The sequence below is a fragment of the Arcobacter sp. CECT 8985 genome (assembly GCF_004116495.1).
Lineage (GTDB): Bacteria > Campylobacterota > Campylobacteria > Campylobacterales > Arcobacteraceae > Malaciobacter.
Map to the genome: position 1 here is coordinate 11361 of NZ_PDKC01000033.1, position 16426 is coordinate 27786.

The 16426-nt window shown below is 25.1% G+C and carries 15 protein-coding genes; 8 read left to right on the forward strand and 7 right to left on the reverse strand.

Features of this window, described 5'->3' with window-relative positions; genetic code table 11:
- From asnB to CRU93_RS11925, 7 genes are all read left to right on the forward strand, one after another.
- A complete protein-coding gene (asnB, locus tag CRU93_RS11895; RefSeq protein WP_129104423.1) occupies window positions 1-1899 on the forward strand; it encodes an asparagine synthase (glutamine-hydrolyzing) in 1899 nt (632 codons plus the stop codon).
- On the forward strand, window positions 1892-3007 hold the full coding sequence (locus CRU93_RS11900; protein ID WP_258238916.1) for a glycosyltransferase family 4 protein: 1116 nt from the start codon (window positions 1892-1894) through the stop codon (window positions 3005-3007). The genes asnB and CRU93_RS11900 overlap by 8 nt, the downstream gene beginning before the upstream one ends.
- A complete protein-coding gene (locus tag CRU93_RS11905; protein ID WP_129104424.1) occupies window positions 3004-3861 on the forward strand; it encodes an NAD-dependent epimerase/dehydratase family protein in 858 nt (285 codons plus the stop codon). Before CRU93_RS11900 ends, CRU93_RS11905 begins: the two co-directional genes overlap by 4 nt.
- 5 nt (window positions 3862-3866) lie before the next feature.
- On the forward strand, window positions 3867-4829 hold the full coding sequence (locus CRU93_RS11910) for a glycosyltransferase family 4 protein (RefSeq protein WP_129104425.1): 963 nt from the start codon (window positions 3867-3869) through the stop codon (window positions 4827-4829).
- On the forward strand, window positions 4829-6556 hold the full coding sequence (locus CRU93_RS11915; protein ID WP_129104426.1) for a nucleoside-diphosphate sugar epimerase/dehydratase: 1728 nt from the start codon (window positions 4829-4831) through the stop codon (window positions 6554-6556). The genes CRU93_RS11910 and CRU93_RS11915 overlap by 1 nt, the downstream gene beginning before the upstream one ends.
- Window positions 6557-6680: 124 nt before the next feature.
- Window positions 6681-7784, forward strand: coding sequence for a redox-regulated ATPase YchF (ychF, locus tag CRU93_RS11920; RefSeq protein WP_129104427.1), 1104 nt, complete (start codon window positions 6681-6683; stop codon window positions 7782-7784).
- Between the two features lie 57 nt (window positions 7785-7841).
- On the forward strand, window positions 7842-8660 hold the full coding sequence (locus tag CRU93_RS11925) for an HDOD domain-containing protein (protein ID WP_129104428.1): 819 nt from the start codon (window positions 7842-7844) through the stop codon (window positions 8658-8660).
- Window positions 8661-8694: 34 nt separating this feature from the next.
- Here the strand turns inward: CRU93_RS11925 and CRU93_RS11930 are convergent, their stop codons facing one another.
- Window positions 8695-11085: a hypothetical protein gene (locus CRU93_RS11930; RefSeq protein ID WP_129104429.1), complete on the reverse strand. Its 2391-nt coding sequence runs from the start codon at window positions 11083-11085 to the stop codon at window positions 8695-8697.
- Between the two features lie 81 nt (window positions 11086-11166).
- Window positions 11167-11784, reverse strand: coding sequence for a recombination protein RecO (gene recO, locus CRU93_RS11935; protein ID WP_129104430.1), 618 nt, complete (start codon window positions 11782-11784; stop codon window positions 11167-11169).
- Window positions 11785-11905: 121 nt separating this feature from the next.
- Between recO and CRU93_RS11940 the strand changes: the two genes are divergently transcribed.
- Entirely contained in the window at window positions 11906-12217 is a 312-nt protein-coding gene (locus tag CRU93_RS11940) for a pyrimidine/purine nucleoside phosphorylase (RefSeq protein ID WP_129104431.1), read from the forward strand.
- A 50-nt stretch (window positions 12218-12267) separates the two neighbouring features.
- Here CRU93_RS11940 and CRU93_RS11945 read toward each other — a convergent pair whose 3' ends face one another.
- The 5 genes from CRU93_RS11945 to CRU93_RS11960 form a co-directional block, all read right to left on the reverse strand.
- Window positions 12268-13299: a leucine-rich repeat domain-containing protein gene (locus CRU93_RS11945; RefSeq protein WP_129104432.1), complete on the reverse strand. Its 1032-nt coding sequence runs from the start codon at window positions 13297-13299 to the stop codon at window positions 12268-12270.
- The gene (locus tag CRU93_RS14205) at window positions 13296-13460 is read right to left on the reverse strand and encodes a hypothetical protein (protein WP_164967679.1); all 165 of its coding nucleotides are present in this window, start codon (window positions 13458-13460) and stop codon (window positions 13296-13298) included. Before CRU93_RS14205 ends, CRU93_RS11945 begins: the two co-directional genes overlap by 4 nt.
- Window positions 13461-13653: 193 nt before the next feature.
- The gene (locus CRU93_RS11950; RefSeq protein WP_129104433.1) at window positions 13654-14661 is read right to left on the reverse strand and encodes a hypothetical protein; all 1008 of its coding nucleotides are present in this window, start codon (window positions 14659-14661) and stop codon (window positions 13654-13656) included.
- Between the two features lie 22 nt (window positions 14662-14683).
- Window positions 14684-15664: a leucine-rich repeat domain-containing protein gene (locus CRU93_RS11955; RefSeq protein ID WP_129104434.1), complete on the reverse strand. Its 981-nt coding sequence runs from the start codon at window positions 15662-15664 to the stop codon at window positions 14684-14686.
- Between the two features lie 99 nt (window positions 15665-15763).
- On the reverse strand, window positions 15764-16339 hold the full coding sequence (locus tag CRU93_RS11960) for a hypothetical protein (RefSeq protein ID WP_129104435.1): 576 nt from the start codon (window positions 16337-16339) through the stop codon (window positions 15764-15766).
- Between the last annotated feature and the right edge of the window lie 87 nt (window positions 16340-16426).

A 16426-nucleotide genomic window follows, 5' to 3' on the forward strand; every position in this document is an offset into this window, starting at 1 on the left:
ATGTGCGGAATAGTTGGCTTTATAGATAAAAATAAAAACATAGATATTTTAAATGATATGCTTGAAATACAATCATATCGTGGTCCTGATGATAGTGGAGTATATTTTGATGAAAAAAGTGGTGTTCATTTTGGACATAATCGTCTTTCAATTCAAGATTTGACTTCACATGGACATCAGCCTTTTATAAGTGATTGTAAAAATTATGTGATTGTTTTTAATGGAGAAGTTTATAACTTTAAAAGCATAAAAAATGAACTTAAAGAACTAGGATATAAATTTATCTCAAATAGTGATACAGAAGTTATACTTTATAGTTATAAACATTGGGGCATAAGGTGTATCGATAAATTTATAGGAATGTTTGCTTTTTCTATTTTAGATAAAATAAAAAATAAATTATTTTTAGTACGAGATAGAGCAGGAGTGAAACCTTTATATTATTATACTAATGAAAATCAATTTATTTTTTCATCTGAAATTAAATCATTTCATAAACATCCATCTTTTAGTAAAGAGCAAAACTTAGAAGTGTTACCTTATTTTTTTCAGTTTGGATATATACCTGCTCCATATACAATATTTGAAAATTGTTTCAAGCTAGAAGCTGGGCATTATTTAGAATTGAAAATTGATAATTTAGAATTTAAAATCACTAAGTATTGGGATGTAAATGATTTTTATTTAAAAGAAAAAATTAATAAAGAAGAACATCAAATAATAGAAGATATAGAAAATATTCTTGATGATGCTATTAATCATAGAATGGTATCAGATGTGCCTGTAGGAGTATTTTTAAGTGGTGGTTATGATAGTTCTTTGGTAGCATCTATATTGGCTAAAAAACAAGGAAAAAAAATCAATACTTTTACTATAGGATTTGATGATAAAAAATATAATGAAGCAAAACATGCTAAAACAATAGCTGAGTATCTTGGTACAAATCATACTGAATATTATATGAAAAATAGTGATATGTTAGACTTGGTAGAGAAATTACCATTTTATTATGATGAGCCTTTTGGAGATAGTTCGGCCCTTCCTACTATGATAGTATCAAAAATAGCTAGACAAAGTGTAACAGTTGCATTAAGTGCAGATGGTGGAGATGAAGCTTTTTGTGGATATAGTAAATACTTTTTTTTAAATAAGTTTCAAAATATATTTTCAAATAGCTTTAAAAGAGAAGTTTTAAAAACTGGTTTAAATTTAATTAATTTAAATAGTATTGAATATATAAATGAAAAATTACCAAAAAATTTAAAACAAACAAATATTAAAGATAAATATACTAAATTTCAAAGAGCTATAAATAGTGATAGTTTGGAAGAGATGTTTGAAAATGCAAGTAGTTATGTAGATAAAAAAGAAATAAAGAAGTTTTTATCTATAAGTAAAAATGAGAAATTATTTAAAAAATGGCAAAATATAGGAAATATTGAGTTTTTAAATCAGATGATGGCTATTGATTATAAACTTTTTATGAATGATGATGTTCTTACTAAAGTTGACCGTGCTACTATGAGTGTAAGTTTAGAAGGAAGAGAACCCTTACTTGACCATAGAATTATAGAGTATATGGCAAGAGTTCCTTCAACTATAAAATATAAAAATAATCAAGGAAAATATTTATTAAGACAAGTGCTTTATAAATATCTTCCAAAAGATTTAGTTGATAAGCCAAAATCTGGATTTACGATACCTTTAAATGATTGGTTAAGAGATGAACTTAGACTCATAGTTGATAAATATATATGTATAAATAAGTTAGATGATAAAATATTTGATATATCTGAAATCATGAAGATTAAAGAGCAATTTAATAATGGAAAAAATTTGGGTACTCAAATATGGCTTATTTTGATATATCAAATGTGGAAGGAAAAATGGCTTGATTAAGAAAAAAATAGCAATATCAGTAAATAACTCATGGTATGCATGGAATATGAGAGCAAATCTTGCTTTTTATTTTCAAAAACAAGGTTATAATATTACATTTATTTGTCCATACGATAAATATAGTGAAAATATAAAAAAATATTTTGAATATATAGATATAGATATAAATACAAAGGGTACAAATCCTATTGAGGATTTTAAATCTATATATAAGTACTATAAAATATATAAAGAATTAAAGCCTGATATTATCTTGCAATATACTATTAAGCCAAATATATATGGAACAATAGCTGCAAATATTTTAAAAATACCAACAATAAATAATATTGCGGGACTTGGTACACTCTTTATTAATCAAAATATAGTCACAAAAGTAGCAAAATGGCTTTATAAATTTTCACAAAAAAAAGCTACAAAAATATTTTTTCAAAATCATGATGATTTTAAAATGTTTGTAAATGAAAAACTAGTGCAAAAAGAAAAGTGTGATGTTCTACCAGGGAGTGGTGTAGATCTAGATAAGTTTCAACCAGTAGAAAAAAAGTATGATGGAAAATTTAGATTTTTACTTATATCTAGGATGCTTTGGGCAAAAGGAATAGAAGAATTTGTTGATGCAGCTAGGATAATTCAACAAAAATATTCAAATGTGGAGTTTCAACTTTTAGGTCATCTTGATATGAAAAGTCCAACATCAATATCAAAAGAACAAATGAATATATGGGTAAATGAAGGATATGTAAATTATTTAGGTATTAGTGATGATGTAAGAATAGAAATAGCAAATGTAGATTGTATTGTATTACCATCATTTTATAGAGAAGGTACACCTAGAATACTTTTAGAAGCTGCAAGTATGGGAATGCCTATTATAACTACTAATAATGTGGGATGTAGAGATGTAGTAGATGATGGGATTAATGGATTTTTATGTGAAGTTAAAAATTCTGAAGATTTAGCTGCTAAAATGGAAATCATGTTAAATTTAACAGATGAACAAAGAAATATTATGGGAAAAGCAGGAAGAAAAAAGATGGTAAATGAATTTGATGAAAAAATAGTAATAAATAAATACTTAGAATCTATCGAAGGTATATTGAAGTGAATAAGTTATTACTCACAGGATCATCAGGCTTCATAGGAAGTTACTTTATAAATAAATACAAAGATAACTACTATATAAAAACTTTTAGTTTTAGAAATTATGATATTAGTTCTTTGGATTGTAATGATGTTGATGTAGTTGTTCATTTATCTGCATTAGTTCATCAAATGGGTGGAGCAAGTGCTAATGAGTATAAAAGAGTAAATGTAACTCAAACGCTTGAACTTGCAATTAAAGCTAAACAGTCTGGAGTAAAACATTTTATTTTTATGAGTACTGTTAAAGTTTATGGAGAAGAAACAAGTAATTGTTATAAGCAAGATACTTTATGTAATCCAGTTGATGAATATGGAGTAAGTAAATTAAAAGCTGAAAATGAATTATTAAAACTTCAAGATGAAAACTTTAAAGTAAGCATCATTAGAACTCCTATTGTTTATGGTTATGGTGTAAAAGCAAATATCAAATCTCTTGTAAGTTTAGTAAATAAAGTACCTATTTTACCACTTGGTAAAATTAAAAATAGTAGAACTATGATTTATATAGGAAACTTATGTTTTTTTATAGATGAAATAATAAAGCAAAAAAAAGAGGGTATTTTTTTAGTAGGAGATGATGAGTCTTTAAGTACTACAAACTTATGTGAAGAGATAGCAAAATCATTAAATAAAAATATTTGGCTGATAAAAGTACCATTTTTTGAAAGTTTATTAAAACTACTTAAGCCATCATTTCATAAAAGACTTTATAAAAGTTTAGAAGTTGATAACAGTGAGACAAAAAAGAGACTTAAAGTTGAGTTACCATATAATACAGCTGATGGAATACGATATATGATAAAAGGTGAAAAATAGAATTTATGATTTATTTAGGATTATTTATATTATCTTTTGTGTTGACTTATTTGATTAAGAATTTTTATATCAAAAAGTCACTTGTTGCAGCTGTAAATGAGAGAAGTTCTCATACTACTCCAACTCCTCATGGTGGTGGTATTGCTATTGCTATTTGTTGGTTTATTGGGCTTTTTATTTTATATTTTGAAAATAGTATAGACAAGACTCTTTTTTATGCACTTTTAATAGGTATTATTATCTCTTCTGTTAGCTTTTTTGATGATTTATTTGAATTAAGTCCTAAACTAAGACTTTTTGTTCAAGCTTTAGTTGCTAGTTTGGGTCTTTATTTTCTTGGTGGTTTTGATGCTTTAGATTTTGGTATTTTTACTATCTCAAATCAAATATTTACAAATATTTTTGCATTTTTTATGATTATTTGGTTTATAAATCTTTATAATTTTCTTGATGGCATAGATGGCTATGCAGGAAGTGAAGCTATATTTTTAGCACTTGCTGGATTTGTATTGTTTGCAGATAGTCACTTTTTAGTACTTGTTGCCTGTGTTGCAGGATTTTTAATATTAAATTGGCATAAAGCAAAGATATTTATGGGTGATGTTGGAAGTACTCTTTTGGGATATAATGTTGCTATTTTTACTATATATTACTCAAATTATGAGAGTTCAAATTTTTGGGTTTGGATAATTTTGTTTTCTCTTTTTTGGTTTGATGCTACCTTTACTCTTATTAGAAGAAAAGTAAATAAAGAAAAACTTTCGCAAGCACATAAAAAGCATGCATATCAAAGACTTCATCAATCTGGATGGAAACATGATAAGATTGTAATAGCTTCTATTTTAGTAAATATATTACTTTTTGTATTTGTTTTTACTATATCTAATATTTTTATTTCATTTATAATTGCTATGATTTTATTATATGCTATTATGAAGTTTATAGATAAAAGAAAGGCTTTTGCTTAATGTTTGGTATTGATAAAAGATTATTAAACTTTTTGGTGATAGTTGTACTATCATTTGTTACTTTTTGGTGGACTTTTTTTATATTTCACCTTCCTTTTTCTTTTGATGTTGTAGTTGGAGTTATTTGTGTAAGAGCAGTTGCTTCTATATTTATACTAAAAGATTATTCATTATCTTGGAGTAAAGCTTCACAGAAGACTTTTTTAATAAAAAGTATTGTTTATATTGTTGCATTTATTGTATATATGCCTTTTTATTATGGTGAGCATAGAATCGCTTTTATGACTTCAGAACTTGCTTTTTATCTTTTTGGTATAAACTTTTCAATGTATACATATCATTATCTTGTAAACAGAAGTAAAATAAATAAGAGCAAAAATGCAGTGATTTATGGAGCAGGAAAAGCTGGTATTAAGCTTGAAGAAGAGTTTAGAAATAGTGAGTATAAGATTAAGTATTTTGTGGATGATGATAAAATCTTACAAAAAAGAACAATAGATGCTATTCATATCTTTTCTAGAAAATCTTTGAAAAAAAAACTTGGTGATAAAAAGTATGATTTACTTGTAATTGCAATACCTAGTGCCCCTAAAGAAAGAATAAAAGAGATTTATAACAGTTTAAGTGATTATTTTAAAGAAATTAGAGTATTGCCTTCACTTGAAGAGATTCTTGAAAATAAAGATTTTAGTTCTCAACTAAAAGATATAACAGTAGAAGACCTACTTGCTAGACATCCACAAGATTTGGATAAGCAGAAAATTGAAAATTTTATAAAAGATAAAGTTGTTTTAATCACAGGAGCTGGTGGAAGTATAGGTAGTGAAATAAGTAGACAGTGTAAAAAATATGGTGCAAAAAAACTAATACTTGTAGATCATAGTGAATTTAACCTTTATAAAATTACTGAAGAGTTAGGTTGCCCTTCTGTGATCCCTGTTATGCAAACGGTTAGAAATTTAGGGTTTGTTGAAAATACATTTAAAAAGTATAAACCACAAATTGTTATTCATGCAGCTGCATATAAGCATGTACCTCTTGTAGAAGAAAATGTTATTGAAGGTATTTCAAATAATATTATGGGTACAAAAAATTGTATTGATTTAGCTATTAAGTATGAAGTAGAAAAGTTTGTTCTTATTTCAACTGATAAAGCTGTACGACCTACAAATGTTATGGGAACTACTAAGCGTATTTGTGAGTTATATGCTCAAAATGTAAGTTCAAATAAGACTGAAATTGTTGCAGTCAGATTTGGGAATGTTCTTGGAAGTAGTGGAAGTGTTATTCCTAAGTTCAAATCACAAATACATAATGGTGGACCAATTACTGTAACTCATCCTGATATTACAAGATATTTTATGCTTATTCCTGAAGCTTGTGAATTAGTACTACAAGCTGCTAGTATTGGAAAAGGTGGGGAGATATTTATCCTTGATATGGGAGAGCCAGTTAAGATTGTAGATTTGGCTAAAAAGATGATAACTTTAAGTGGAAGTGACAATATAAAAATAGAGTTTTGTGGTTTAAGACCAGGTGAAAAATTATATGAAGAACTTCTTATTAATGATAGTGATAAAAAAACAGACTATGAGTCAATAATGGTAGCAAAACCAACTCTTTACGAAATAGATAAACTAAACGATGATATACAAGAACTTCTTGTTTGTAAAAACAAAATAAAAAAACTAAAAGAGATTGTTCCAGAATTTACACATAAAGATTAATTCTGGAAACGCGATTTTAATCGCATCAATTCTTGTACTAACGATTTAGCATTTCTTACTTTCAGCCTTGAACAAGTCAATTTTAGATAAAATCACCGATAATTATAGAACAAAAAGGAAATAGATGGGATTAGGTGTAGGTATAGTAGGACTTCCAAATGTAGGTAAAAGTACAACGTTTAATGCTTTAACAAAAGCACAAAATGCTGAAGCACAAAACTATCCATTTTGTACAATTGAACCAAATAAAGCAATTGTTCCAGTACCAGATAAGAGATTAGATGAGTTAGCAAAGATTGTTATCCCTGATAAGATTCAACACTCAACAATTGATTTTGTTGATATTGCAGGTCTTGTAAGAGGTGCTAGTAAAGGTGAAGGTCTTGGAAATCAATTCTTATCTAATATTAGAGAAGTTGAAGTTATTTTGCATATGGTAAGATGTTTTGAAGATGGTAATATTACACACGTAGAAGGTGATGTAAATCCTTTACGAGATATTGAAATAATTGAAACAGAACTAATTTATGCAGACATAACTCAAGTTGAAAAGAAAATTGATAGACTTAAAAGACAAGCAAAAGGTTCAAAAGACGCAGCTGCTCAATTAACTATTGCAGAGTCTTTACTTGCACATCTTTCAGAATTACAACCAGTTAAAACTTTTGAAGATATTGAAAATGAACATTTCATTACTTTAGATAAAGAGCTTAGATTTTTATCAAATAAAGATGTGATTTATGGTGCAAATGTTGATGAAGATTCACTTGCAGATGGTGGAAACAAATATGTTGATGAACTTAAAGCTCATGCAGCTTCTGTTGGTGCTGATGTTATTATGTTATGTGCGAAAATAGAAGAAGAATTAGTTGGACTTGAAGATGATGAAGCAAGAGAGTTTTTAACTGATTTAGGTGTACAAGAATCAGGGTTAGAACAAATTATTCACACAGCATTTGATAAATTAGGTTTACAGTCTTACTTCACTGCTGGTAAAGTTGAAGTTAGAGCATGGACAATTAAGAAAAATACAAAAGCTCCACAAGCAGCAGCAGTTATTCATAATGATTTTGAAAAAGGATTTATTAAAGCTGAGGTTATTTCATATGATGATTTTGTAAGCTTAGGTGGAGAAGCAAAGTGTAAAGAAGCAGGAAAACTAAGACTTGAAGGAAAAGACTATGTCGTTCAAGATGGTGATGTTATGCACTTTAGATTTAATGTTTAAATATAAGTAGATATAACTTAAGTTATAATTTGATAATAAAGAAAGTAGGAGTTCCAAGTGTCACAAAATATTCTTGAAAAAATTGAATCATTGCCACCACTACCAAAAACAATTGCGGAAATTGAAGAGTTTAGACAAAAAAGTGATAAAGATCCTTTTGAGTTATTAAAAATAATAGAAAAAGATGCTTTAATTATCTCAACACTACTTAAAGTTTCAAATTCTGCAATGTTTGGGTTTAGAAGTAAAGTTGAAACACCAAGTAGAGCAATCAATCTTCTAGGAATTAACTTTACTATTTCTATTGCAATTGGTGGAACAGTTCAAAATTTATTGAAAGCAAATTTATCACCATATGGAATTAATAGTGATGATTTTATGAAAATTTCAAATATGTCAACAACTCTTGCAAACTTATGGCTTGCAAAAGTATCTTATGATTTAAAAGAAGAGTTGATACTTCCTGCACTTTTACAAGAAGCAGGTAAATTTGTAATCGCAGATATCTTAGAATTAGAAAATAAAACACAAGAATTTAAGACATTATTAAATAATGGATACTCTACAGCACAAGCTGAAAAAGAGTTAATAGGAATAACTACTTCACAAATTACTGCACAAATTTTTAAACATTGGAAATTGAGTGAAAATCTTATTAACTCTATTGAGTTTGTAGATGATATTTCAAATGTACCAGAAGAGTATAAGCAAAAAGCTCAAATTTTAGATGTAATAAAAACAGCTTGTGAAGTTACAGATCCATTAAGTGATGATAAAATAGAAAAAGCAGTTAATAAAGCAACTGCATATTCATTTGATACAAAACCTTTGCTTACAGCGATTGAAAAGCTTCAAGATAGACTACTTGATGAATAAAAATAAAATTAAGAGAAATTAAATCTCTTAATTCTTATCTAAACTCATAATAATTACTCTCATTTTTTAAAGCAAGAGCCATACAATAAGCAGATTTTTCTAGGATATTATTATTATTTCCCCACGACACAGCAAATGTTATATCAAAATTAACTTTTTTATTATTATATGAAACTGGATTACTTTTAATTCTTTTAATATAGTTATCAATATTTGAATTTAGTGGTAATATTAGTCCAAATTTAGGGCCAGAAAGTCTATATAAATTTGCAAAGTCATCTATTTTATCCGCAAACTCTTTTAATATAGCATTTGATCTAGCATATCCATATTTTGTATTTATCTCTTCAATATTATTAATGTAAAATTCAACAAAAATAAAGTCATTTTCTATATCTTCTAAATCTTTAAGAAGTTTATTTATATTTCTAAGGTCTGTTTTTTTATCATAAAACATTGGTACTGTTTTTTGGTATGTAATTATTGCAGTTGTTATATTTTTTTTAATGAATTCTTTGCTATCTTCAAAAATATTTTCAAAAATATCTTTGTATAATGTGGAGTATGCAACTTTAAGTTTGAATTTTGAAAATAGTTCTATTTCCTCAATTTTATATCCTAAATCTAGCATTTGACAATCTTTTTGACATAATCCATCAATCATTACACAACCAAGGCCATGGAAAACATCTTTTGATACAAAATCAGATATATACTCATTTGCTTTTTCATCATCTAAATTTTTTTCATTTAATATTTTTCCTATTAAGTCTGAAAATTTTTGATTCATATAGTATGTTTTATTGATTTTGTTTTGATGAATATGTCTTAAAACACTCTTATTTCCTAATTCAAAATACTTATCATCATTTAATTCTTGCTTATTTAAATCTAACTCTTCAATTAAGTTTTTCCCATAGTTAATAAATATTTCTCTATTTATTTTTTTGTACTCATTTGTAAGTAGGTTTTCACCATTTAAGTTTTTATAAGTTGCATAATAACTTTTTGAAAGTTCAACTGATTTGAAGTCACTAAAGTATGAATAATAAAGGCTAAGTGATAAAAATATTTTAGTATATTCAGAGATAATATGTGAAGCAATACTATTTTTATTTATATATGTAACTATTTGTTTTATGATATCATCATTAAGAATGAAATCTCTTTGTCTTATTAATCTATTAATAATAATATCGCATATTTTAAGTTTATAAAACTCCAAGTAATCATTTTCAAATTTATCAAGTGACATTAGTTGTTTGATTATATTAAGTAGTTTTTCATTTTCGATTTTACTAGAATATAAACAAATAGAAAAGATAATTTGCATAGTAGAATTATCAAAGTTTTTATTTTCAAAAAAGTCATTTATAACTGTATTTATAGTATCTTCAGTAGAACCACTATAAATAAAAATATAATTATTTGTTATGTGCTTTTTAAATTCGGCAATTGTCTTAATATCTTCTATTGTCGCATGAACAATAGTATGTTTATATAGATCTATTATAGTATTAAATTTATCAATATCTTTATAATCATTATAATCATATTGAGTTTCAAGTTTAAAAATCAAATTTGAAATCAAAGTAGAAATAGAAGTTAAATATTTTTTATATTCATCCAACTCATTTGAGTTACCAAATTGAGTGCTCTTTGATAATTCATATCCACTATGAGCTTTTTCTAAATAGAAGTGAAACTCTTCAATCAAATCTTCTACACTTTTTGCTTTTGTATCAATATAAGGAATATGTGCATAATAAAAAAGTAATTTACCTAATATATTATTTAAAACATTAACTTGACTATCATTAAGAGTTATTTTGAATTTTAAAATATTAATAGTCTCAGTTAATATCTCTAGCATTACATTTATACTCTTTTTTCTTTGTATATCGACAGAGTTTATATTACAAAGAACATTTATTGATTCGATTAATAAGGAGTAATGCTCAAAAAGAATATCGAAGTTCTCTTTATCATCTTTCATACTTTCTAATCTATTCTCATAATCTCTAAAAAGAGTAGAAAGGTTATTTAAATTATAATCTATATAATTGACAAATATTTCATAATCTTTTCCAAGAGATAATAAGTTTGTAATAGTTACAATCTCTTTAAAAACAATTGTTTTATCATCATAAAATATATCATTTATTCTAGTTTTAATATTATTTATTAGGTATTTTTTTAAGTTAATATTATTATTTAATTCTTCATTTATATCTGCAGGAATTTCTTCTTTTTTTATATATAATTTGGCAACATAGTTGATTAGAGTTCTATAATCATTTTCAATACTAAATAAAAAAGAGTTATTATCAGAATTTAATTCATATTTATTTAAAATGTTTGAAACAACAATATCTTCTTCTTCGATATCCAAATATGAACTGGCATTTTTTATTTCATTTAACATTTATTTCTCCCGCAAAACATAATATATTATATAGTTTTTTTACTTATAACTCTTGATAACTCCTATAATTATATTTTAAAATTATAAACCTTGTAAAAGTATATTCCACAAATAGTCAATCTCATCTTCATCGAAACTAATTAGTGAATTTTCTTCAAACATCTCTTTTACTTTGTATAAATCAAATTTTCTTGCAAAAGTACATTGAGGATGAGCAAGTACAAAACTTCTTACTAATGATACTTTATTTTCTATTTCTATATCACATAAAAAGCAAGTATAATCAGTATGAAGACGTCCTTCATGCTCTAAAAGTCTTACATAAGCTTGAATGATTGCTCTTCTTTCATTTTGTTTTATCATAAGGTAAGCTAAATCATCTAATAATTTAAAATAGAAATTATCAATTTCTTCAATATCTCTAAAGTGTGAATAAAAAAGTTTTATAAATCTTTGCCAGCAATACATCTTTTTTGTATCAAGTATCCATTGGTAGTTTAGTTGCATTACATCTCTTAGTCTTCCAATATCACTTCTTAATGTATTTTCTAATTCAAAATCAATTTTATATCCCACATTTATATTTGAATGTCTTGCACCATAAAATCTGTATGTTGTGTATATTTTGTTTTCTGTTAGAATTGTAACTATCAAATCATCATCTTTGACAGGTTTAGTATCTAAAATATATCCTTGCATGTAAATAAACTCTTTATTGGTTACTTTTTATATAGAAAAATTATAACAAATGTAATATAGATATACGCTTCAAATAAAAAATATGATATTATATTAATTAAATAATAATAAAGGAAATTTAATGCCAAGATTTGAAAATGTAAGTATTGCAAAAGCTGCAAATATTTTTTATGAAGGTAATATTACAAGTAGATCAATTGAATTTCAAGATGGATCAAAGAAAACATTAGGAATCATGATACCAGGTGAGTATGAATTAAATACTGTAAATAAAGAGATTATTGATATTCAAACTGGTGAATTAGAAGTAATGTTACCAGCTGAAGATTGGATGGAAGTAAAAGGTCCAGCAACATTTGAAGTACCAGCTAATTCAAAATTTAAACTAAGAGTGAAAAAATTAGTAGATTATTGTTGTACATTTGTTAAATAAAAAAAGCACGAATCCCTTCGTGCCTTCAAAAGATGCGAATTTATAAAGAATTATAATCCAAACCATCTTTTCCACCAAGGTTTTAAAGTTTTACCATCTTTTTCAAAACAAGATTTTCCTTCTCTTACTTCTTCCATATTTTTAGGTGAACAATGTGCTAATGATCTATTAAAATACTCTTCTATAAATTTTTCTCTTGTATCTTCTGCAAATTTGATTGACTTTGATTCTTTTAAAGGACTTAAGTATTTGATTTTTGTTTTACTAAATAAAATTGAATTAAGATTTTTCATTTTTGCAAGTGGCGATATATCTTTTACTGGCATTTGATAGAAATCAAATTCTTCTATACTATCTGCATGGATTAATGGTGTTAAATCTGTGATTGGGCTTCTTTCAATTCTAAGTTTTTTTAAATTTGGAAATTCATCTATACATTTTAAAGATTTTAGATTATTATTAAATAATCTTAACTTTTTTAAAGATTGTAAACTTTTTAAATCACATAAACTATTAATTTTTATAGATAACAAAGACAAATGTTTTAAATTTATTAAATTATTAAGTGATTTGACATTTTTCCCATTGTACACAGATAAATTCTCTAGGGTTCTAATTTTTCCTATATATTTTAAATCAATATCATCAGTAATATCTATACTAAGTTCTTTTAATGGTAAATTTTCTAAGCTTTTCACACCTTTTGAAATATTATTAGAACTTAAGTCTAATTTAGTGAGTTTTGTGAGATATTTTAATGCAGTTATATCACTGATTTTATTATTCCATAGATTTAAGCTTTCATTTGCTGAAAAATATTTAATAATACTAAGGTCTGAGATATCTTTACTAGTAATATTTGGAAACCCTTTCCCTTTTGCTAATTTTTCACAAATGTGAGAATCATTTGGATCTAACAATGGTCTATTTATATCCATATTTCTAAACTCATTATATCCTTCTATTAATGCATTAATAGTCTTTTGTTGCTCTATTGTAGGATTCTTACATATATCTATAAAACTATCTTTACTTAATAAAAATGTGATGTTTAAAATTAAGATTATAACTATTTTTTTCATTTATTCTCCATAACTTCTTTTAAAAATTCTTTTATTTTAGGATGAAGTATTCTTCTACTTGTAGAATGTGATTCTTGTAAAAAATAGATTAAACTTCCCATATTAAAAGCTTCTAATTTTCCTACAAATCTTTTTTTTAAAACTCTTTTTAATTTATTCATTATTTCTTTTAATTTCTTTAAATTTGTTTTACTGCATCTCTTCTAAACTCTTCCCTATATTCTCTTATTGACATTTTTAATTCCTTTAACTATTTACAATTTTTTCTAAATTGCTATATTAATTAACTGAATTATTTTGTGTCTATATTTTAGGATCATTCCCATATCCTTTTCAATTCTTTTTCTCCATTTTTTAATCATGCCATTCTAATTCTGCATTTAAAGACTGCATTCTATTTTTACTTATATCATGTTCTTTTAAAATTTTTGGAATATTAAATTCTTCTATAATTTGAGAATTTTTAACCAATGAAGTTCTTAATACTTTTACCAAATTTTCATTATTTTTACCAAGTATAAAAAATGTTACTTTTATTTTTTCTCCATCTTTCATATTTGTTTCTGCTACTACATAAACTTTATCTGTATAAATTCTACTAATTGCTTTTAGTGTATTATCTGTAAGTCTTATATTTATAATCTTCTTTTTTGTACTTTTATTTAGTTCCTTTAATAGTTCCTTTGGTAGTTTAATTTTTGATTGTAACTCTCCATTTTTTAAAGTACATTTTTGTCTAGAATTATATTGAGTATCTATCAAATAACATTTAGCTTTCTTTGATATTTTATCATTTTTAAAATCTCCTATAATATGAATTTTATAAGAACCTCTATCTGGAAAATTAACTTCATCATATTTTAAAGAGTATTTAGTATGATCTTTATTTAAATTAATAGTAAAATAATATGAGAGATGACCTTCACCTTCTTTATTTCCATTTACAAAATATCCTTCATATTTAAACGCACTTCTTTCTTGAGTTAAAATACCTTTTCCATGAAATTTATTATTTTTCCAATTACCTTCGTATTTTAATCTCATTTTAGATTCTAAAACTCCATAACCATTTCTTGCACCATTTTTTATTTCGCCATTATATTTAGCATTAAACCCTATTATAAAACCCATTTGTATATCATGTTTATTAAATTCAAATTTTCCTATTTTATGATTATATTCTAAAGGAGGTAATCCTAAATATTTATAGTATATTTTACCTTTTCCATTTGCTTGAATGTAATTTTGTTCATTATATTCATTTCCATTGTCCAAAACAATTTTTTCAACCTTTAAAAAACTAAGATCCATAGCATTTAAAGAAACTATTAAAACAAAATATATAAATATAATTTTTTTCATTTTATAATCCTAACCATTGTTTCTAAAATACTTTTGGTGTACCATCTTTATTAAGGCATGATTTTCCTTTAATTAATTCTTCTACATTTTTAGCAGAGCATCTTTTTACTTCTGTGATTCCTAAACGAACTTCTTTTAATGTTGGTAATAATGGTTTTAATATACTTATATCATCTACTTTTGTTGAATCTAAACCTAGCCACTTCAAATGTTTTAATTTTAATAAAGCAGAAAGATTACTAACTGGGTTTTGAAATAATTGTAATTCTCTTAAATTTGTAAAGTTTTTAATACTACTTATATCAGTTATATTGTTAGACCCCAAATCTAAAATTTTAAGTTTTTTTAAATTCTTTAAACATGATATATTATTTATATTTGTATCTGATAATCTTAATTGTTCTAATTGAGTTAATTGATTTAAAGAACAAAGATTTTTTGTTTTACTATATGAAATATTTAAATCTTTTAAATTTTTTAAATTTTCTAAATATTTAAAATCTACTATTTTAATATTAATAAAATTAATAAAGTTTATATTTGTAAGTTTACTAATAGAGGAAATATTAGATATGTTTTTTAAATTTAAAGATAAGCTTTTTAATTTATGAAAGTTTTTTAATACAGATATATCTTTTATAGGATTATATGAAATATATAATTCTTTTAAGTTTATCAGATTTTTTAGGGGGCTTAAGTCTGTTATGTCATTTTTATTAATAGTTAAATATTTTATATTAGAAAAATATTGTAAAGGTGTTAAGTCCGTTATTTTCCTAGGCATAAAAAATAGTCTGTTATTATATTTTAAATATTTTTCGAGTTTCTTACAATTTACATTATCTAAATTTTTTGTTTTAAAAGTAAAACTATTTTCAATAACTATTGCTTCAAGAGTTACTTTTTGAGAGGGAGTTGGATCTTTGCACATTTGTAAAAATCCATCTTTTGCATATAATATATTTATAAACAAAATACCTATAATAAATAAGTGTTTCATCATCTTTTTGCTCCTAATCTTTTTAAAAATTCTTTTATCTCTTTATGTAGCCATCTTCTAGTAACTTTTTCTTTTATATTAGTAAACTTCTCTTAAATTAGGTTATATATTTGAATGTAAACTAATAAGAAATTGTCCAACATTACCACCACTAGAAGTAGTCAAAGAAAACCAAAGACTTAAAAATAAAGATAGTATTGTGATAATTTTCCACTTAGTTCTCCACCAACCTTTTCTTTTATTGAACTCTTTTATATATCTTATATCTTTATCAGATGTTTGAGTAAATATAATATCTGTAGAATATGCAAGTATTCCAGTAACTGTTAATACATAACCAAAGCTATCTTGAAATGTAGGAAAAAAAGAGTATTTAAATATATGATAAATTGCTATATAAAAAAATAATAAGACAGATGTTGCAAAGCCATGACCTATTATTGTTCCACGACTTAATATTGGATTTTCTGTAGTCTTTTTTCTTCTTTCTTCTATTGTTTTTCTAGGATTGGTAATACCTCTTTTAGTATATTGTTTACGTATAATTGGTATGTCAATAATTAGAAATATTAATTTTCTATATGGATATAAAATAAAGTCTAACCCATAAGATATTTTAATTGCACTTCTGTAAAAAAAATAATATATTATATTGTAAAAATATTCTATTTGGTTCAATTTCCTTCCTTTAATTGATAATTATATATTTTATTTATACTATTTCATATATTTTCTTGCATAAAAAACTATTCCACCACCTAAAAA

What these genes read in the sequence shown, in the direction of transcription:
- asnB (WP_129104423.1), top strand. Translation starts at nt 1, where the DNA reads ATGTGCGGAATAGTTGGCTTTATAGATAAAAATAAAAACATAGATATT.
- CRU93_RS11910 (WP_129104425.1), top strand. Translation starts at nt 3,867, where the DNA reads ATGATTTATTTAGGATTATTTATATTATCTTTTGTGTTGACTTATTTG.
- CRU93_RS11915 (WP_129104426.1), top strand. Translation starts at nt 4,829, where the DNA reads ATGTTTGGTATTGATAAAAGATTATTAAACTTTTTGGTGATAGTTGTA.
- ychF (WP_129104427.1), top strand. Translation starts at nt 6,681, where the DNA reads ATGGGATTAGGTGTAGGTATAGTAGGACTTCCAAATGTAGGTAAAAGT.
- CRU93_RS11930 (WP_129104429.1), bottom strand. Translation starts at nt 11,085, where the DNA reads ATGTTAAATGAAATAAAAAATGCCAGTTCATATTTGGATATCGAAGAA.
- recO (WP_129104430.1), bottom strand. Translation starts at nt 11,784, where the DNA reads ATGCAAGGATATATTTTAGATACTAAACCTGTCAAAGATGATGATTTG.
- CRU93_RS11940 (WP_129104431.1), top strand. Translation starts at nt 11,906, where the DNA reads ATGCCAAGATTTGAAAATGTAAGTATTGCAAAAGCTGCAAATATTTTT.
- CRU93_RS11945 (WP_129104432.1), bottom strand. Translation starts at nt 13,299, where the DNA reads ATGAAAAAAATAGTTATAATCTTAATTTTAAACATCACATTTTTATTA.
- CRU93_RS14205 (WP_164967679.1), bottom strand. Translation starts at nt 13,460, where the DNA reads ATGAATAAATTAAAAAGAGTTTTAAAAAAAAGATTTGTAGGAAAATTA.
- CRU93_RS11950 (WP_129104433.1), bottom strand. Translation starts at nt 14,661, where the DNA reads ATGAAAAAAATTATATTTATATATTTTGTTTTAATAGTTTCTTTAAAT.
- CRU93_RS11955 (WP_129104434.1), bottom strand. Translation starts at nt 15,664, where the DNA reads ATGATGAAACACTTATTTATTATAGGTATTTTGTTTATAAATATATTA.